16 protein-coding genes are annotated in these 18,796 nt (G+C 40.1%); 10 read left to right on the top strand and 6 right to left on the bottom strand.

Annotated features, from left to right (window positions below):
• Positions 1–43 precede the first annotated feature (43 nt).
• From CFK37_RS06925 to CFK37_RS06945, 5 genes are all read left to right on the top strand, one after another.
• Positions 44–1,699: an FAD-binding dehydrogenase gene (locus CFK37_RS06925; RefSeq protein WP_089061171.1), complete on the top strand. Its 1,656-nt coding sequence runs from the start codon at positions 44–46 to the stop codon at positions 1,697–1,699.
• Positions 1,700–1,906: 207 nt separating this feature from the next.
• Complete coding sequence (locus CFK37_RS06930) at positions 1,907–2,401, top strand: RNA polymerase sigma factor SigV (protein WP_089061172.1); 495 nt, start codon at positions 1,907–1,909, stop codon at positions 2,399–2,401.
• Positions 2,402–2,428: 27 nt separating this feature from the next.
• Positions 2,429–3,316 (top strand): anti-sigma-V factor RsiV, encoded by an 888-nt coding sequence (gene rsiV / locus CFK37_RS06935; RefSeq protein ID WP_089061173.1) that lies wholly within the window; start codon positions 2,429–2,431, stop codon positions 3,314–3,316.
• Between the two features lie 143 nt (positions 3,317–3,459).
• Positions 3,460–4,323: a polysaccharide deacetylase family protein gene (locus CFK37_RS06940; RefSeq protein WP_089061174.1), complete on the top strand. Its 864-nt coding sequence runs from the start codon at positions 3,460–3,462 to the stop codon at positions 4,321–4,323.
• Positions 4,324–4,375: 52 nt separating this feature from the next.
• Positions 4,376–5,041, top strand: a complete 666-nt coding sequence (locus tag CFK37_RS06945) for a YkyA family protein (RefSeq protein ID WP_157724805.1) — start codon at positions 4,376–4,378, stop codon at positions 5,039–5,041.
• 40 nt (positions 5,042–5,081) lie between these two features.
• Here the strand turns inward: CFK37_RS06945 and CFK37_RS06950 are convergent, their stop codons facing one another.
• The 3 genes from CFK37_RS06950 to CFK37_RS06960 form a co-directional block, all read right to left on the bottom strand.
• The gene (locus tag CFK37_RS06950) at positions 5,082–7,451 is read right to left on the bottom strand and encodes an immune inhibitor A domain-containing protein (RefSeq protein WP_089063557.1); all 2,370 of its coding nucleotides are present in this window, start codon (positions 7,449–7,451) and stop codon (positions 5,082–5,084) included.
• Between the two features lie 342 nt (positions 7,452–7,793).
• Positions 7,794–8,687, bottom strand: coding sequence for a YitT family protein (locus CFK37_RS06955; RefSeq protein WP_089063558.1), 894 nt, complete (start codon positions 8,685–8,687; stop codon positions 7,794–7,796).
• Between the two features lie 160 nt (positions 8,688–8,847).
• Entirely contained in the window at positions 8,848–10,080 is a 1,233-nt protein-coding gene (locus tag CFK37_RS06960) for a dicarboxylate/amino acid:cation symporter (protein ID WP_089061176.1), read from the bottom strand.
• A gap of 213 nt (positions 10,081–10,293) precedes the next feature.
• Between CFK37_RS06960 and cypC the strand changes: the two genes are divergently transcribed.
• A complete protein-coding gene (gene cypC / locus CFK37_RS06965; protein WP_089061177.1) occupies positions 10,294–11,550 on the top strand; it encodes a CYP152 family fatty-acid peroxygenase CypC in 1,257 nt (418 codons plus the stop codon).
• Between the two features lie 18 nt (positions 11,551–11,568).
• The gene (locus CFK37_RS06970; RefSeq protein WP_089061178.1) at positions 11,569–12,120 is read left to right on the top strand and encodes a CBO0543 family protein; all 552 of its coding nucleotides are present in this window, start codon (positions 11,569–11,571) and stop codon (positions 12,118–12,120) included.
• Positions 12,121–12,199: 79 nt separating this feature from the next.
• Here CFK37_RS06970 and CFK37_RS06975 read toward each other — a convergent pair whose 3' ends face one another.
• Both CFK37_RS06975 and CFK37_RS06980 read right to left on the bottom strand, forming a co-directional pair.
• A complete protein-coding gene (locus CFK37_RS06975; protein ID WP_089061179.1) occupies positions 12,200–14,062 on the bottom strand; it encodes an ABC transporter ATP-binding protein in 1,863 nt (620 codons plus the stop codon).
• Positions 14,059–15,786, bottom strand: a complete 1,728-nt coding sequence (locus tag CFK37_RS06980; protein WP_089061180.1) for an ABC transporter ATP-binding protein — start codon at positions 15,784–15,786, stop codon at positions 14,059–14,061. The genes CFK37_RS06975 and CFK37_RS06980 overlap by 4 nt, the downstream gene beginning before the upstream one ends.
• Positions 15,787–16,735: 949 nt before the next feature.
• Between CFK37_RS06980 and CFK37_RS06985 the strand changes: the two genes are divergently transcribed.
• On the top strand, positions 16,736–17,542 hold the full coding sequence (locus tag CFK37_RS06985) for a YihY/virulence factor BrkB family protein (RefSeq protein ID WP_089061181.1): 807 nt from the start codon (positions 16,736–16,738) through the stop codon (positions 17,540–17,542).
• Positions 17,543–17,614: 72 nt separating this feature from the next.
• Positions 17,615–17,767, top strand: coding sequence for a hypothetical protein (locus tag CFK37_RS19875; protein WP_172840465.1), 153 nt, complete (start codon positions 17,615–17,617; stop codon positions 17,765–17,767).
• A gap of 174 nt (positions 17,768–17,941) precedes the next feature.
• Here CFK37_RS19875 and CFK37_RS06990 read toward each other — a convergent pair whose 3' ends face one another.
• Positions 17,942–18,229 carry a phospholipase gene (locus tag CFK37_RS06990; RefSeq protein ID WP_089061182.1) on the bottom strand — a complete coding sequence of 96 codons (288 nt, stop codon included), beginning with the start codon at positions 18,227–18,229 and terminating at the stop codon, positions 17,942–17,944.
• Positions 18,230–18,336: 107 nt separating this feature from the next.
• On the opposite strand from CFK37_RS06990, the gene CFK37_RS06995 reads away from it, so the two are divergent.
• Positions 18,337–18,642, top strand: coding sequence for an MGMT family protein (locus CFK37_RS06995; RefSeq protein WP_089063559.1), 306 nt, complete (start codon positions 18,337–18,339; stop codon positions 18,640–18,642).
• The last annotated feature ends 154 nt before the right edge of the window (positions 18,643–18,796 follow it).

An 18,796-nucleotide genomic window follows, 5' to 3' on the forward strand; every position in this document is an offset into this window, starting at 1 on the left:
CTTTATCGGTATAAAGTATAAAAAAAGATAAGGAGGAGCCTTTATGGACGCAGATGTTATTGTAGTGGGAGCAGGACTTGCCGGATTGGTTGCGACAGCGGAAATCGCTGATAAAGGTAAAAAGGTTTTGCTATTGGACCAGGAACCAGAGGTATCGCTTGGCGGCCAAGCGTGGTGGTCATTCGGTGGATTATTTTTAATCGATTCCCCCGAACAACGGCGGATGGGTGTAAGAGACTCGAAGGAATTAGCGTGGCAGGATTGGCTTGGTACAGCAGGTTTTGACAGGGATAATGATGAAGATTACTGGGGCAGGAAATGGGCAGAGGCATATGTCGACTTTGCTGCAGGTGAAAAACGTGCATGGCTGCGTAATATGGGTATACGCTTTTTTCCAGTAGTTGGATGGGCAGAACGTGGTGGTTATCTGGCAGATGGCCATGGTAATTCGGTACCAAGATTTCATATTGTGTGGGGGACAGGCCCCGGAATCGTCGCCCCGTTTGAACGACGGGTTCGTAAGCATATAAAAAATGGAATGGTTATTTACAAACCACGGTATCGTGTCGACGATTTAATTACTGAGGGTGGCACGGTTGTTGGTGTGCATGGGTCGTTACTAAAGGATAGCTATGCTGCGCGCGGCAGGGAAAGTACAAGGGAGGTCATTGATGATTTCCAATACCGGGCAGAGGCGGTATTGGTCTCTAGTGGTGGAATCGGAGCTAATCATGACCTGATTCGTAAAAGTTGGCCAAGCCGGCTTGGAAAACCCCCTGAACACATGATTTCGGGTGTACCGGCACATGTTGACGGACGGATGCTCACAATAGCAGAAGATGCTGGCGGACGAGTCGTGAATCGGGATCGAATGTGGCATTATACAGAAGGATTAAACAACTGGAATCCAATTTGGAAGAACCATGGCATCCGGATACTTCCCGGTCCGTCATCTATTTGGCTGGACGCTGAGGGGAACCGGTTCCAGGCTCCAAATTTTCCCGGATTCGATACGCTTGGGACGCTTGAAGCAATTCAAAAAACTGGTTATGATTATTCCTGGTTTGTGTTGACGCAAAAAATTATCGAACAGGAATTTACACTGTCAGGATCAGAACAAAATCCAGATTTAACTGCAAAAAGTATAAAAAAAGTATTAAGCAGGGTACTTCCTGGGCCAACTTCACCAGTTAAGGCATTCATGGATAAAGGAGAAGACTTTGTTGTTGCGGATAATATCGACAACCTCGTAATTGGCATGAACAAACTTACCGGCAAAAGATTATTGGACCGGGATAACATTTTTCGGCAAATTGAGGCACGTGACAGGGAAATTGACAATACATTTACTAAGGACTTGCAGGTTACTGCAATTCGCGGCGCCCGCAACTATATTGGTGATAAATTAATTAGGGCTGCGAAGCCGCATAAGATATTAGATCATAAAAATGGACCGCTTATTGCGGTACGATTACATATTGTCAGCCGCAAGACGCTGGGAGGTTTACAAACTGACTTAACTGGACAGGTACTTAATAAGTCAGGAGAAGCCATTCCTGGGCTTTATGCAGCCGGTGAGGTGTCAGGCTTCGGTGGTGGAGGTGTACACGGCTATCGGGCTTTAGAAGGTACATTCTTGGGTGGATGCATATTCAGCGGACGTGAAGCTGGAAGAGGAATTGTTGAAAAACTAAATTAAGCAGATAATAAATCCTATCAAACATGATAGGGTTTTTTTACATGTTCAGTTTTTGGAACACACGGCTTGTCGTCAAGAACCGATGCCTGAAAATGCATAAATGGAAAATATCCCCACTAAATGAAATAAAACTTTTTTTAATCTCCATGCGTCTATACTATGTAACACAAAGAGGATACGTATCTAAGCAAAAGGAGCTCTCTTTTCATGAAGAAAAACAAGACAGAGGATATATTTATCCAATTCATCGTAGAAAACAAAGAAAATTTCTATCGGCTGGCATTTAGTTATGTAAAAAATGCTGAAGATGCCCTGGATATAGTTCAGGAATCAATTGAAAAGACGATTGCAAAAAAAGCTTCCTTGAAGGATGGCCAATCGATTAAAAGCTGGTTTTATAAAATAGTAGTAAATACATCCCTGGATTTTTTAAGGAAGCATAAGAAGATGTCTTTGGTTGATGAAGAGGCCTTGGAGTATTTTATCTCCGGAGAAAATGATGTTTACCAGGATATTGATTTACAAAGGTCGTTAGACGAATTGCCGATGAAATTCAAGAGCATTATTATATTAAGGTTTTTTGAGGATTTACAAATTGATGAAGTGGCAGAGATACTGCATGAAAACACAAACACGATAAAAACTCGATTATATAAAGCACTGAAATTACTAAGGATAAAAATGAATGGATCATCATTTTGATTCATTATATTTTTGGAGGATGGACAGATGGATAAAAAGCTGGAAGATCTAAAAAAGAAGTACATGGAAACACCTATTCCAAAAGAACTCGATGAAGTGGTTCAATCTGCTATTAAGCGAAATGAAAAGAAATCACGTCGACCTATTCCTAAGTCTCTAATTGGATTAGCCGCAGCAATGGTTATCTTACTGGTAAGTATAAATACAAGCCCAGCATTCGCAAAAAGTCTAGCGAAGATACCTGTTGTCGGGCCTGTCATAGAAGTATTGACAATACAAGAGATTCATGTGAAAGATGATAATTACAATGCGGATATAAGGGTTCCTGAGGTAAATAACTTTGAAAATAAAGGTCTTGAAAAAAGCCTTAATCAAAAATATTTGAAGGAAAACAAGCAATTATATGAAACATTCAAGAAAAAGATGGAAGAACTAGAAGCAAAAGGCGGCGGCCATTTAAGTATTGATTCTAACTATAAAGTGATAACAGACAACGCTCAAATCTTTACGATAAAACGATCTGTTGTGAAAACGGAGGCATCATCTTATACGACTGTTAAATACGATACGATCGATAAACAGAAACAAATCATGCTGACACTTCCAATACTTTTTAAAAATGATGATTATATTGAAGCGATTAGTGAAGCTGTTAAGGACCAAATGCGAGTTAAAATGAAAAAAGACCCGAATCAAATTTACTGGGTTAGCGGTGCAGGAGTAGAAGACTTAAACCTTGTTAATGAATTTGAACATATTACCGCCGATCAAAGCTTCTACATTAATGAGGATTATAAGTTAGTAATCGTCTTCGATGAATATGAAGTGGCCCCTGGTTACATGGGTACCAGTGAGTTTGTTATTCCAACTAAGAAAATCGAAAAAGAATTAGTAGGCGACGACTATATTAAGTAAATATCGTTTATCCCTCTACTACCAAATAGAGGGATAACTTTTGCTTTTCACTGCGAAAATTGTCGTTTTTTAAGGTTTTTTTCTCGAAATCTGTACAAATTATGGTTAAAGGTCATTAAATGTATTTCCAGGGGGATGGTCCAATGAATAAACATAGACATTTAAATCGCAGGGGTAAACTTATGGTATTAATGCTGTCAATCACTGCATTGCTTCTGTTTATTGGATTGATAGGAGGTAATAAGAATGAAAAGGCCGATCAAAGGGTTTCATCCATTCCGGCTACCCCGGCAGCACAATTATTATCATCGTTTGCACCTAAGAAGGCTTTTGCAAATTCCAAATTAGATCAATCCATCCAAAGTAAAGAAGATAATCAGGAAAAGACAATCTATTTAACATTTGATGATGGACCAACGTCACATACAAGTCAATTAATGGATACACTTAATCAATACAATGCTAAGGCGACGTTTTTCATGCTAGGTCCAAACATACGATCACATCCATCAGTAGTAAAAAGAGCAGTTGAAGAAGGATTCGGAATTGGATTGCACGGTATATCACACAGTGTTGAACAAATATACGCTTCGAAATCAGCACCTTTAGAGGAAATGACAAAGGATCAGAGTATTTTACAAAAAATAACGGGACTGGAGACCGATCTTGTTCGTCTTCCGTATGGCAGTATCCCTTATTTAACAGTGGATATGCGGGAACTGCTCAATGAAGGCGGATTTAACATTTGGGACTGGAATGTTGATAGCAGGGACTGGGAATTAAAGGACGGAAGCTATATAAAAAATACGATTCAGGAGATTCAGGAGGTCGAGCAAAGGGGTGAAACGCCAGTTGTCCTCATGCATGATAAGCAGGAGACAATCCGTTACCTGCCGGAATTATTAGCTTATCTGCAACAAGAAGGATACAAAACGAAAAAGCTGACAAATGGAATACCAGCTTTAACATTTAGATGTGCCGGCCGTTGTCGTGCTCTGAACAGTTAAGTGCGATAACGTAAGCAACCAGGAAAGATGAAAGTGTTCGGAGGGTATGAATGTGTTTAGAAGAATAATCATTGTATTAAACTGTCTGGTTCTGATGGGATTTCTGCTTACAGGATGCCATCAGGATGAAAAAAGGGCGAAGAGCATTTATAAAAGCCTGGAAAAGTCAGCACACATTGAACAAAAATTTGCAGATGAATTGAGGCAGTTGAAGAAAGCAAGTCAGAGCGAACAGACTATATATAATGAAATTATTGCGCTAGACATTAATCAAGAAAGTGAAATTGAGAAAAGGGTTGAAAATGCGCAAACGTGCAACCAACATATGAGGAAGTCTTTACAAGAGGCAAAAAATAGCTTCGACAATGCCTATAAGGCCTTCCTGGCAGTCAAACCCGCCTCCGAGAAAATAAAAAAGCCTAAAAGGGAAGAAGAGGTTAAAAGTATAATTCAGCTAATGGAAAAGCGCAAGGACTTATTTCAATCCTATTTCAATAAATATATAGACTCACTTAAGGACAATAAAGATTTTTACAAACAGCTGCAAAATGAACAGATTAAAAATTCCAGACTTGAAGAAGAAATTGAAGCACTCAATCAGTCCTATAGTGGTATGAAAAAGCAGGAACAGAAGTTTAATCGCTCAACAAAACGATTCAACGCGGCAAAACAGCAATATTACCAAAACGCAAAGCTAGATGTAGAGGATAATAAATAAAAAACGCTGCCTTCCAAATATGGATGGCAGCGTTTTTGTATTACTTGTAAATCATTACTTTACTAACAGTGTTATCCTTGCTTTGTCCAACAACACGGAATTTTAATTCGAATTCTGGGACATTACGACCAGCGTCAATTAGACCTGGGTTGCTCCAGTCTTCACTGTCGTCAAAGACAGGTGTACGTTTTGTAAAGTTGTCTTTCATTGTGAGACCATTTAAAGCAGTATAATCTAAGAACATTTTATCTGTTTTATCCATAGTGAATGCTGCATCATGCAGTTGGTAGCGGGATGCTCCAACAGTGCCATCACTCCAGTAGTTTGCATGCTGGTCTGCATCAACTACTCCTAGGAATCCTTCACCAGGATGAATGCCTGTCCAGTTATTATCATATGATTCATCCACATACCATACAACTAAACCTGGGTCATAGCTCATTAGACTAGCACCACGACGGATGTGAGCAAGACCTTCGTCCACTCCGTTATGCGTTCTCCATTCTAGTAAATAGTAATGTTCAGAATAGAACTTACCGTTGTCCTTTGTGAAGCCTTCCAGTGTAAATGCTGACTCACTTTCAGCGTCATCAGAAATAACTGTTTCACCATCTACTGTAACAGTGATGTCGTCAGCATATAGACCAGGAAGTGCGGCAGCAGGATCTGTTGAATAATTTAATCGTAATTCGATATTTTGTCCGGCATACTCGGATAAGTCAAATGTTGCAAGGTCCCAACCATCTGATGATCCAGTAATTCCAAATCCAGGGTTGTTACCGTGATCGTTATTTGTTGTAGTAATATTACCTTCAACTGTTACCCAATCTTCAGTGCCTTCTTCTTTTACCTGTACAAAAGCATAATCCCAATTCTCTTCAATGTTGTACCACGCCTGAAAGCTTAATTCTGCATTTGTAGCATTTGTTAAGTCAACAGAAGTGGTCATTGAATTATCAAGCATATTACCACTTCCACTGAAGTATTCACTTTCACCACTATATGGTGTGTTTACAACCGTGGATTTGTCCGGCAAATTCACGCGTACAGCGTCATTATTTGTTCCTTTTGTTACTGCCTCATCGAGAAGTACAGATGTTCCTTCACTAGTGACCTCATCAGCATTAAGCGTAGTTCCACTTAACCAGTTACCACCATGAAGGGTTTGTAGCATTTCCTTTGAATAAGCACTGATTCCAGGAGGTTCTGTCCCAGGAACGTCCCCAGCCCAGCTTCCGCTTGCCATTAGTGACCAGTATGCTACAGCTTCACCTTCACCACTGTATTGTGTATCGTATTCATCTGGCAGGCCAAGGTCATGGCCATATTCATGGGCAAATACACCAGCGGCACCATCTTCAGGTTCGATTGTGTAATCCCATGCACCTAATTGTCCATCAAAGCGGTCACTGTCTGATGATGCACCAGGAACAGCTACGGGACTAGGTCCAAGGTTCCAGCGATGTGACCAAATAGCATCTCCACCAAGAGATCCACCACCAGCTTCCTCACCAACACCAGCATGGATAACCATCAAGTGATCAATAAGACCGTCCGGTTCAGCAAGGACACCATCACCATCATAGTCATCACGATCCCAAACATCATATTCACTTAAGTCAACGTTTGGATCTTGTGCAGCCTTTGTAAGCGCCTCATAAACAAGTTCACGAGCACGGGCGTCACTGCCATCCGGGGCAGGAACATTGCCACCATAATATGCTGCCGGGTGATCAGCGGTATACCAGCCGGCAACTTCGCCGTCTACAGTATAGCTTCCACCTGATTGTTGTTCATAATATTGCTTCATGGAAATAAGGTTTTCACCGTTAGGGCCTTCATATCCGTTTTCACCAAAAATCATATTTTGAAAATGCTCATGGGTATAGTCTTCATACCACATGTCTGTTTCTTCTTTTGTGATGGAGCTTTTTTGGTAATCCGGGTAGTCAATTGCTAGAATTAGCACTTTATCAGAACGAACCTCACCGTTATATTCTTCCTCTTCTACAGTAGTAGGTTTATTCTTTTTAGCATGTCCCAGTTTATTGCCTTTTCCATTTGTAAGACCATTATCATGCTTCTTCTTTTTATCTTTCATTTTTACATCTAAGCCGTTTGGCAAATCTTCTTTTGTACTTTTTGCATTATCAGCCTTTGCCTTTAAAAACTTTTGCAGTGCTTTCTGTGCTTCTTCAGCAGTTGCATCCTGTGCAATCGTGCCGTTCTCTTTTAGCATCTCTATTAATTTCTCATCATTAGCGATTCCCAAATCTGTTGGTGATCCAACTGTGGCTGAAACCTTACTGGCTAGATTACTAGAATCAGGTACTGATGATGCGCCAACGTTTACTGTGCCAAACCCTAATGAAAGTGCCAGGGTTGTGGTAAGAATGAGTCCTTTTTTCATCATAGAATCTGTTTCCTCCTAAAAGTAGTAGATTTAACCGCCCTTAAATCTCTTATTTAAGTATGTATCGTACCCCCTTCTCAATTATGTATAGTAAATCTAGTAAAACTTACCCCCGAAAGAAAGAAGTTTGGTAACAATCTAATAATAGTGTCTAGGTAAAATATTGTAAATATTTTTACCAGAAAAACAGAAAAATGGTTCGAATATACTACAATATTATAAGTATTTAGAACTATGATTTTCCATATTTACCTTGAAATATTGAAAAGAGATTACAAAAACAGCAATAAAAAAATCCCGCAATTTTTTGCGGGAATATAATTACTTCCAAAATATGCACTAATGAATAGCCCTTTTCTTAAATCGTCCGCCTTTAACGTCGTGAATGTCACCGACTGCCAGAAATGCAGAGTCATCTTTTTCTTCTACGATATTTTTCACCTTAGCTTCTTCAAGTCTGGTAATGACAGTGAAAATCACCCGTTTATCGTCCCCGGTATATGCACCTTCACCATTGAGGTAAGTAACACCCCGTCCAAGGCGTGCGTTAATTGCGTCACCAATTTCCTGGTGCTGGTCACTAATAATCCATACCGACTTGGACTGATCCAATCCTTCTATCGTAAGGTCAATCGTCTTATAGGCAATGAAGTAGGCAATCAGTGAATACATGGCACGATCCCATCCAAAAACAAAACCGGCACTTCCCAGAATAAAGACATTGATGAACATGACAATTTCACCAACTGAGAATGGGGTTGCCTTGTTAAATAGAATTGCCAAAATCTCTGTGCCATCCAGTGATCCACCATGGCGGATAATGAGTCCTACTCCAACACCAAGACACATCCCTCCAAAAACAGAGGCGAGCAGCAAATCATTTGTTATGACAGGAATGTCGTGCAGGTACGCTACACCAATCCCGAGAATTAGGTCACCGACTAAAGTTGTGATTGCGAAGGTTTTCCCAATTTGTTTGTAGCCGAGTATTAGAAATGGAAGGTTAAAGAGGACAAGCAGTAAACCGAGATTTATATTGGACAGATAGGATGTAAGAATGGAGATGCCAATGATACCTCCATCGATGATGTTGTTGGGAACTAAAAAGATTTCCAGTCCAACTGCCACAATCATTGCACCGATTGGTACAAAAATTATTCGCTTCAGTAGCCTGGATTTAGCAGCCTTTTTTGGACGGTTGGCTTCTTTAATATTTTCGAAATTACGTGGCATGTCTTCTTCCTGCATATTGTGCCTCCTATTAAGTTCACTATATTAATATGTATGATTATTCTCTATTATACCACTTCTTATAGAGAATCAGGTTCAATATGCTTTTATTGGTATTGAAAAAGGGACTGCAAAAGTAATATAAAATGCAGTCTCCGATTTCTTATGCTAATTGTTCTTCACTATTTTTTCCTTCTGATTTATTAATGATTGTTGTACCGACCAAATCACCGGTTACATTCAGTGCTGTACAGCCCATGCCGACCAGTGCATCAATTGCTGTTAATAATCCGACCGCCTCCATCGGCAGACCAAGCTGTGCAAAAACGGTGGCAATCATGATGATGCCAGCGCCCGGAACACCTGCAGTACCGACAGAAGCCAATGTTCCGACTAACACTACCTGCAGCATGTCCGTGAAACTTAAGGGGTCGCCAACGATATTTGCTGCAAATACGGCTGATATAGCAATACGGATTGCGGCTCCATCCATGTTGATTGTTGCCCCTAGGGGTAAACTAAACCCGTATATGCCTTTTGAGACACCCAAATTCTTGGCCGCATCCAATGTTAGCGGTAAGGTACCGGAACTGCTTTGGGTGACAAAGGCAGTAATCATTGGTGTGCGTGCCTGTGTAAAAAATCGGGCAGGCCTAATTTTGGCAAGAAGCATGAATATAACGTAAATTCCAACTTGTACTAGTAATGCAACATAAAGAACAAGGATCATGTTGCCGAGAGATAATAATGTATCAGCACCTTGGTTTCCAACCGTTTTAGCAATGATCGCAAAAATCCCGATTGGCACATATTGAAGGATTACTTTCATGATTGACAGTGTCGCCTCATTAAGTCCGTCCACTACTTTATATACGCTTTCTCCGAGCTTCGCATGCTCCTTCGATGACCGTAATGAAGAAATGGCAATTCCAAATACAATTGCTGTAAAAATGATGCCTAATAGATTTAATTCACTAAAAGCAGTAATGATATTGTCCGGAACAATATTTAATAGAACACTTATTGTGCCCGGGTTCTCTGGAACATCGAATTTTTCATTAGTATCCAATGTCATTCCTGTACCAGGGCTGAAAATGCTGGCCACGGCGATTCCAACAATAATAGCTAATGCGGATGTCAATAAATAATAGACAAATACTTTTCCGCCCATGCGTCCAAGGTTTCCAATTTTTGTTTGATTGACACCAACAATCAGTGTGAATAATATTAGCGGAATGATAAGGAATTTAAGCAGACGAATTAATAAGTCCCCAAATGGTGCTAAAACGGCCGCATCTTTCCCAAAGATAATCCCAACAATTATGCCGAGAATTAGTGCTACAGTAATCTTCAAAATAAGCGATGCATGGATATAACCTCTCCATATTGTTTTCATTAAACGACGACCTCCCTATATGCTATTATTCCCAGGTATTTATTGAAAAATTGCTTAAAATTATCATGCTGTATTCTGATAAAGTTACTTTGAATTCACCTTCATAAGATACAGCACAATACTTTCCCAGTCAAAGCAGATGCCTCAACCTGGATAATAAAATGATACGAACAAATGATAATAGAAAATCTGATAATGGAAAGGTGTACGTAAATGAGTATGCAGGAAAGTAATGTTCCACATGAAAAGGGCTTAGATAACAGTATTAAGCTATTAACTGAAGGATATCACTATATTCCAAATAGATGCAGGCGTTTTGATTCGGATATTTTTACTACACATCTACTTGGACAAAAGGTTGTTTGTATAAGTGGAAGTGAAGCCGCAAAGGTTTTTTATAATGAAGAAATATTCCGTCGAAAAGGCGCGGCACCTATACGAGTGCAAAAAACGTTATTTGGGCAAAACGGTGTGCAAACCATGGACAATGCTGAGCATAAGCACCGTAAACAATTATTTATGTCATTAATGACAGCCGAACATCTAGATGAACTTCGTACTATTACGACCGAGCAGTGGCAATATGCAATAGATAAATGGGTCCGAAAGAACCGGATCATCTTTTTTAAAGAGACACAGGAGATTATGTGCCGGATAGCATGTCAATGGGCGGGCGTGCCATTATGGGCAAAGGAATTAAAACAACGGGCCAATGATTTTGGTTCGATGATCGATGCGTTTGGAGCTGTTGGACCAAGGTTTCAAAAAGGTAAACGAGCACGGAAACGGGCGGAAAAATGGATCCGGACGATGATTAAACAGGTTCGTTCAGGGCAGGTGATTGCTGATGAACATACAGCCTTATATGCTATGTCATGGCGCCGAAATCTAAACGGCAAATTAATGAGCAGGCAAATGGCTGCGGTAGAATTGATCAACATTCTACGACCGATTGTTGCTATTGCAAGATACGTGACATTTGGTGCTTTGGCTTTGCATCTTCACCCTGAAACACGCAGGAAGTTACAATCAAATGAAAATGATTATAGCCAAATGTTTGTCCAGGAGGTTCGCCGTTTTTATCCATTTGGTCCGTTTCTAGGTGCACGTGTACGTAAGAGATTTACTTGGAGGAATCATGACTTTAAGGAAGGAACATTGGTATTGCTTGATATTTATGGACCAAATCATAGTTCTGCCATTTGGGAGAGCCCAAATGAGTTTAACCCGGAGCGATTTCGAGATTTTCAAGGAAGCCCATTTAATTTTATTCCGCAAGGTGGCGGCGACTATATGGGACATCGCTGCGCAGGTGAGTGGGTCACAGTGGAAGTAATGAAAACGAGCCTGAATTTCCTTACAAATCATGTGGACTATAAAGTGCCCAGGCAAAATGCGAAATTCAGCATGATTCGTATGCCAACAATACCAAAGAGCAGATTCATTATTAAGAATGTTAGATGGAACTAAACGAAGGTGGTAATGTTCATGAAAGAAGAAAAAATAGATCAGGTAGGCGGTCTTTATGAGAAGTTCCACCAGCTGCATGAGGAATTTGGCAATCTGTGGCAGGATGAAACACTGCTGCACTGGGATTGGTGGATAGCCTTACTAGTAAGTGCGGGTGCGTGGGTACTATGGATCCGTTATCGAAAAAGGGATAGTACCCACCGACTTTTATATGCAGGATTGTTTTCGATCATTGTTAGTGTCTGTATGGACTATATTGGGGTTGCGCTCGGATTATGGTATTACACGGGGAAACCACTTCCAACTTTTCCAGCATGGGCACCGTTTCACTTCTGTATGCTGCCTGTAGCCATTATGTTCTTTATACAGATAAAGCCCCACATTTCGCCTTGGATAAAAGGATTGCTGTTCGGTCTTATTACTTCTTTTTTAGCGGAACCGATTCTTGTCTGGACTGGCTATTATGTACTAACCGGCTGGCAGTATATCTATTCAGTTCCAATTTACGTAATTATCTACGTTATTTGTGATTACTTGGCGAATCGGGTTACCTTTGAAAAAATTAGATAGTAGCAAACTTGACATTTCAATATCGTTTCACGTAACAACATCGAACCACCTGTGTTGCACGGACTTAGTTTGTACGTTACTAAACGGGCACTTGCGCTTTCCTTGCGTATTGGCTTGTGTACAAATCCGCGTAGAAACCGTCCTTTGCTAATAATTCATCATGGCTTCCTTTCTCAATGACACTGCCTTTATCCATAACGAGTATTGTATCTGCGTTTTTAATTGTGGAAAGTCTGTGAGCGACAATAAAGCTTGTCCTTCCATTCATCAATTTGTTCATCGCATGTTGTATCTGGAACTCTGTCCGTGTATCAACACTGCTAGTCGCCTCATCCAGGATTAGAATTGCTGGATTCGCAATAATGGCCCGGGAAATTGTCAGAAGCTGTTTCTGCCCAACGGATATATTAGATGCCTCCTCATTTAAAATGGTTTGGTACCCATCGGGGAGTGTTCTGATAAAGTGATCGGCATGGGCGGCTTTGGCAGCATGAATAATTTCCTCTTTGGTAACATTTTCACGGCCATACGCAATATTATCCTGAATTGTTCCATTAAAAAGCCATACATCCTGAAGCACCATACCAAATAAATTCCGTACATGACTGCGTTTCATCGTACGCGTGTCAATACCATCAATTTTAATGGCGCCATTGTCTATCTCATAAAAGCGCATGAGCAAATTCATTAGGGTTGTTTTTCCTGCTCCGGACGGGCCAACAATTGCCACCGTCTGCCCCGGTTCTACGTTGATTGTCAAATCATCAATCAATGCATGATCTTTTGTATAGCCAAAATTGACATCTTGGAAGCTCACTGCCCCTTTTGGAGACTTAACTTCCGTGGAATTCGATGAAACCACTTCTTCTTCCTCATCAAGGATTTCAAAGACACGTTCAGCCGATGCAATTGTAGATTGTATTACATTTGCTATGCCGGCAACCCGGGTGATGGGCTGGGAAAACTGCCTGATATATTGGATGAATGCCTGAATATCACCAACTTGAATTGCTTGTCGTGTAGCAAGCAGACTGCCAATAACGCAAATTAATACGTATACACTATTATTAACGAATTTCAAAAGGGGCGAGATAACACTGGAAATAAATTGTGCTTTCCAGCCTGTTTGATAGAGACCTTCATTCAATTTATTAAAATCTGCAATAGACTGATCTTCACGGTTGTAGGCTTTGACCACTTTATGACCGCTGAACATTTCCTCGACATGACCATTTAATTGGCCCAGCGTTTTGCGTTGCCTGAGAAAATATTTTTGTGAACGGGTGGCAACCTTTTTGGTAACGATGAAACTGAGTGGCACAGTCAACAAAACAATAATGGTCATTAATGGACTAATTGTGAGCATCATCACCACAACCCCAATTAACGTCACAATGGATGTAATGAACTGCATTAAACTTTGCTGTAAGGTACTGCTGATATTCTCAAGATCGTTAACAGCGCGACTTAATACTTCACCATGCGTTTTTGAATCGAAAAATTGCAGTGGGAGACGCGAAAGCTTTTCATTCACCTCTTTACGTAACGTGTAGACTGTCTTCTGCGCAACACCTGCCATGATATATTGTTGAATATACTGGAACACAACACTTAACAGATAAAGTACACCTAAAATGAGCAAGATATTTATAATATAGTCAAAGTTAATTCCATTCCCTGAATCTCCTTTGATTTTTGTCACCATGCTTTGAAATAACTCAGTTGTGGCAAGTCCCATTATTTTGGGGCTGAGAATGGCAAAGATAGTACTAAAGATAGCAGTAATAAATACGGCGATCAATGCAATTTTATGTGGTTTCAGGTAGGAGACGAGCCTTTTTAGCGTTCCATTAAAGTCCTTAATCTTTGGAGTTGGTTTGTTTTTTGGCGCGCTCTTAGTTTGTTTTTTGCTTTGACGTGCATGCTGATGTTTTCCACTCATGCTGTTTCCTCCTCTGAAAGCTGTGAGGACACTATTTCCTGATAAACCTCACATGTTTCCATCAGTTCTTGATGTGTCCCAGTGCCTGCCATTTTTCCTTGGTTTAACACAATAATTCTATCAGCATCCATCACAGTACTGATCCGTCCGGCGGCTATTATTACCGTTGATTCCCTGGTTTTATCCTGTAGCGATGCCCGTAATTTTGCCTCGGTTTTTAAGTCGAGTGCGGAGAAGCTATCATCAAAAAGATAGATACTGGATTTATCTATAAGTGCACGTGCGATGGAAATACGCTGTTTCTGGCCACCAGAAATATTCGCACCGCTTCTGCTGATTACTGAGTCGAAGCCATTTTCCGTTTCAGAAACAAACCCCGTCACTTGTGCAGCATCTGCAGCTTCCCTTATCTCAGCATCTGTCGCATCTTCTTTTCCATAGCGAATATTATTTGCTATAGATCCTGTAAAAAGAACTGACTTTTGCGGAACGTATCCGATGTTCCTTCTTAATTTCTTCTGTGTGATGTCTCTAACATCTACACCGTCAATTGTAATGGAACCCTTTCCTGCATCATAAAACCTTGGTATCAGATCAAGAAGGGTAGATTTTCCTGAACCGGTGCCCCCGATAATAGCAATAACTTCGCCTGGATTTGCCTGGAATGATATATCGGCAAGTACAGGCACAGAAGCGCCAGGGTAGCTAAAACTTACATGCTCAAAGTTAATATGGCCGGTAACGTCTAAAGGGTCGCTAATTTGTTCAGGATCTTTAATATCTGGCTCAGCATCTAGCACTTTATTTATCCTGTCTGCAGAAATAGAGGCACGTGGAATCATAATGAACATCATGGAAGCCATAATTAAGGAAAACATAATTTGCATGGCATATTGAATAAATGCCATCAAATCACCTACCTGGATATCGCCACTGCTAATTCGCATACTCCCAAATCCGATAATGGCAATAATGGAAAAGTTTAAAACTAACATTATAAATGGAGTTAATGTCGCCATTAATTTATTTACCTTAATAGCAGTACAAGTAAAATCAAAGCTTGCTTCATTAAACCGGTTTTCTTCATGAGCGGATCGATCAAATGCACGGATGACCCGGACACCTGTGAGTCCTTCACGCAAAACGAGATTCATCTGATCCAGTTTTTCCTGCATTGTTTTATAAAGTGGAATCCCTTTTTTGGCTACTAGTATAATGGCAAGAATAATAATAGGAATTGCTCCAATAATAACTAAGGATAGTTTCGGATCTGTGGATACTGCAAAGAAAATCCCGCCAATAAACATCATAGGTGCCATGATTAGTATCCGCAGAATTATTGTCAGCACTTGCTGGACCTGCATAACGTCATTTGTTGTTCTGGTAATTAATGAAGATGTCCCTATTTTGTCAAAACCCTGCAGAGAAAAGTTCTCAACATGTGCAAACATTTTTTTTCGTAGGATCCTTCCAAACCCCATTGCAATCCTTGAAGAGAAAAAGCTTGCAGAAATAGAAAAAATAACAGTTCCAGCTGCAACCAGCAGCATGAATATGCCAATTTTTATAATATAAGGTATATCACCATTTACAATTCCTTTATCTACCATATCTGCCATCAATGTTGGAAGATAGAGCTGGAGCAGGGCTTGTAATAGGGTGAGCAGTAATACTGCGGCTACCTGTATTCGATAGGCTTTCAATAATTTAACAAGTTTCCTCATGTATTCATCACCGCCACTTTAAGAACGTATAAAAACCGGGGCGAATATCACCCCGGTTTTTAAGTTCAAACTATAACTGATAGTTAACTGCAACTATTATAGTAAATTACTGATGTCTATATCAGCATTGCCAGAGTCATTGACACTTCCGTTAAGAATGTTGCTTAAGATTTGTGTTACGTCTAACATGGTATCACCTCCGAATGTATAGTGTTTGATTTATTCAACTTCATTCATAAGTCTTAGAGTAAATCATTAAGATCAATATCAGCATTGCCAGAGTCGTTGACACTGCCATTTAGAATGTCGCTTAGAATTTGTGTAATATCCATAACAATATCACCTCCAACACGGTAAACTGCTTGTCCGTAAAAATTTTACAATTCCCTGGTTCATTTTAGTTAAATCTTAGAGTAAATCGCTGATGTCTAAATCAACATTACCAGAATCGTTGACATCACCGTTTAGAATGTCGCTAAGAAGTTGTGTTGCGTCTAACATGATATCACCACCGCTAATTAAAATTTTTTCACTTGCTTGTGGGGGATTGCCCACAAAAATTTAAATTCACTTTCTTAAGGTAAATTAAACATAGTTTTAATAACTTTTTACTGGTTAAATTTTACAGTAAATCGCTAAGGTCTAAATCAACATTACCGGAATCGTTGACACTGCCGCCTAGTATGTTGCTTAAAATTTGTGTAATATCTTTCACAGTCTCACCTCCCTTATCCTTCTACATAAAGCTAACGAATTTGATAGACGAATGGATCACATTCTATCAAAATTTCTTATAAAAATTTTATGAGGTTATGCGGAAGTTGTACGAATTGTCCTTCATGATGGTATTTGGCAAGGAAAAAAGAAATAGAAAAAATAGTTAGCAGGGATAATGAACGGTTTTCATCATAAAATGAAACAATAAAGTGTAGCGGGAGGAGAAGCAACAATGCTATTTATTCATACAACGAAGCAAGTTATTACCCGTTTTTTCGCTGAGCGATTCTATGACCAGTCTGCACAAATGGCGTACTATTTTATGCTGTCTCTGTTTCCCTTTTTCATCTTTATTTTTTCACTTATTGGTTTTCTGCCAGTAAATCTTGAAAATATCTTAGTGATGATTAGGCCATTTGCACCTCACGAAACCTACGAGATAATCAGCAGTACACTTGAAAACATCCTGGCCAAGGGACGAAGCCAATGGTTGTCATTTGGACTAATTGCAGCTGTGTTTTGGCTTGCATCAATGGCAATACAGTCGCTCGTGCGGTCCTTAAATAAAGCATATGACATCAGGCGGGAGTCATTCTTTCTGCGGGGGATTTTCAGTGATCTGCTGCTTACGCTTGGGTTTATGATTATTTTATCATTATCGCTTCTTGTGCCAATTATAGAGGATATTGTACGTACCTTTGTGTTACCGAAGCTGCAAATACAGGATTTATGGTTTGATTTGTGGTTTTTTGCTAAGTGGGGTATGGGTACCTTATTTTTATATATTTTCTTTTTATTGTTATACATGGTTGTGCCAAGTGTTAGGCTGACATGGAACCAAGTTTATCCGGGGGCTATTTTTGCAACAATTGGGTGGCAGGTAGTTTCAATCGGCTTTTCAAAATACGTGACTTTCAGCAATTATTCCTTATTTTATGGTCAATTAGGAAATATTATTGTTTTAATGGTTTGGTTTTATCTGACAGCGGCTGTTTTATTAATCGGGGGGTTGATTAATGCGTCCATTTATCAAAAATAACAATGGAGTGAATAAAGGAAGGTTCTTCACCAAAAACTAGAATAAATTCCGCATTTTGAAAGGGGCATGAAAATGGTCAATAAAGAAAAGGAATTCAATAATCAGTTCAAGGAAAATAAAAATAGCGGTGAACACCGAAATGGACGAAAGAGCCAGTTTAAGAATCATAATGCACATGGCAATCAGGCACCAAATGAGTATGTTAGTAAAAAAGAAGAAGATTAACAAACACCCCGCCGAATTTACATTCGGCGGGGTGTTTTGCATAATAATATTCTCCTTGAATGAATCTCTTTCTATCCTCTTTATAAGCCGTAAGTATACAAATAATTTTGATGGACGGAATCGTGGTGTTAGTGTCTTCCGGGCAGACTATATTGGTTTTATGCTGGTGTGCTGTTAAAAGCCACATGTGAAAAATGACTGTGCTTTCATGTAATTGTAAATAACGTTTGCTTGACGTCCTTCTCTTGTATGAGGGTTACGGCAGGATTGTAACCGCCGGATGAATTCACGGTCACATTTGCAATATGCTCCAGTTCTTCGGTAGCACTCGTCGTGCGCTTTGCACGCTGCATCAACCTTGTTTATTGGTGCGCCAGGTCCACTGCATCCAGGTCCGCACCAGTTATAACCGGGAAAGATACAAAAGCGGGGGAATCGTCGCCTCGGTTTTCTATTCAACATAACACTACCTCCTTTTAAACAATCGGATAATACATGTTATGCTTGTTGCAATAATTCGCTTTGTGTATCCACCCATAAATGCAAAATGTACGGAAGTAGGAAACGTTATGAAACCATTCACTGAAAAGGTAATTACCATTCTTAAACAAATACCCAAAGGAACTGTCATGACGTATGGCCAGGTTGCGAGGGTCGCTGGCAGCCCACGGGGAGCAAGACAGGTAGCCCGGATTCTGCATTCAATGAGCAGAAAATACGGCATACCATGGCACCGCGTTGTAAACATACACGGTCAGATAGCATTGAATAGTGATGAAGGCGTCTGGACCCAGAAAAACCTGCTTGAGAGCGAAGGAATTGGGGTAGGTCAGGACGGTCGAATTGACCTGAAAAAGTACCAGCACCATATATAGAATATAGAAAAGAAGCTGAGACATAACTAACAATCATGTTCGGCGCCCTGCCACCGCTGCGGAAAACACTGCACTTTCCGAGGGCAGCTGATGAGCCTCCTAAAGTACGCCGACTGCCTGAAGAGGAAATAACGCGGTGCTGTTACGTCATAGT

It is taken from the genome of Virgibacillus phasianinus (assembly GCF_002216775.1).
Lineage (GTDB): Bacteria > Bacillota > Bacilli > Bacillales > Amphibacillaceae > Virgibacillus_F > Virgibacillus_F phasianinus.

Excerpts from the sequence above, each read along its gene's own strand:
- CFK37_RS06970 (WP_089061178.1), top strand. The coding sequence starts at position 11,569 with ATGAAAGAAGAAAAAATAGATCAGGTAGGCGGTCTTTATGAGAAGTTC.
- cypC (WP_089061177.1), top strand. The coding sequence starts at position 10,294 with ATGAGTATGCAGGAAAGTAATGTTCCACATGAAAAGGGCTTAGATAAC.
- CFK37_RS06940 (WP_089061174.1), top strand. The coding sequence starts at position 3,460 with ATGAATAAACATAGACATTTAAATCGCAGGGGTAAACTTATGGTATTA.
- CFK37_RS06950 (WP_089063557.1), bottom strand. The coding sequence starts at position 7,451 with ATGAAAAAAGGACTCATTCTTACCACAACCCTGGCACTTTCATTAGGG.
- CFK37_RS06985 (WP_089061181.1), top strand. The coding sequence starts at position 16,736 with ATGCTATTTATTCATACAACGAAGCAAGTTATTACCCGTTTTTTCGCT.
- CFK37_RS06975 (WP_089061179.1), bottom strand. The coding sequence starts at position 14,062 with ATGAGTGGAAAACATCAGCATGCACGTCAAAGCAAAAAACAAACTAAG.
- CFK37_RS06960 (WP_089061176.1), bottom strand. The coding sequence starts at position 10,080 with ATGAAAACAATATGGAGAGGTTATATCCATGCATCGCTTATTTTGAAG.
- CFK37_RS06930 (WP_089061172.1), top strand. The coding sequence starts at position 1,907 with ATGAAGAAAAACAAGACAGAGGATATATTTATCCAATTCATCGTAGAA.
- rsiV (WP_089061173.1), top strand. The coding sequence starts at position 2,429 with ATGGATAAAAAGCTGGAAGATCTAAAAAAGAAGTACATGGAAACACCT.
- CFK37_RS06980 (WP_089061180.1), bottom strand. The coding sequence starts at position 15,786 with ATGAGGAAACTTGTTAAATTATTGAAAGCCTATCGAATACAGGTAGCC.
- CFK37_RS06955 (WP_089063558.1), bottom strand. The coding sequence starts at position 8,687 with ATGCCACGTAATTTCGAAAATATTAAAGAAGCCAACCGTCCAAAAAAG.
- CFK37_RS06990 (WP_089061182.1), bottom strand. The coding sequence starts at position 18,229 with ATGTTGAATAGAAAACCGAGGCGACGATTCCCCCGCTTTTGTATCTTT.
- CFK37_RS19875 (WP_172840465.1), top strand. The coding sequence starts at position 17,615 with ATGGTCAATAAAGAAAAGGAATTCAATAATCAGTTCAAGGAAAATAAA.
- CFK37_RS06925 (WP_089061171.1), top strand. The coding sequence starts at position 44 with ATGGACGCAGATGTTATTGTAGTGGGAGCAGGACTTGCCGGATTGGTT.
- CFK37_RS06995 (WP_089063559.1), top strand. The coding sequence starts at position 18,337 with ATGAAACCATTCACTGAAAAGGTAATTACCATTCTTAAACAAATACCC.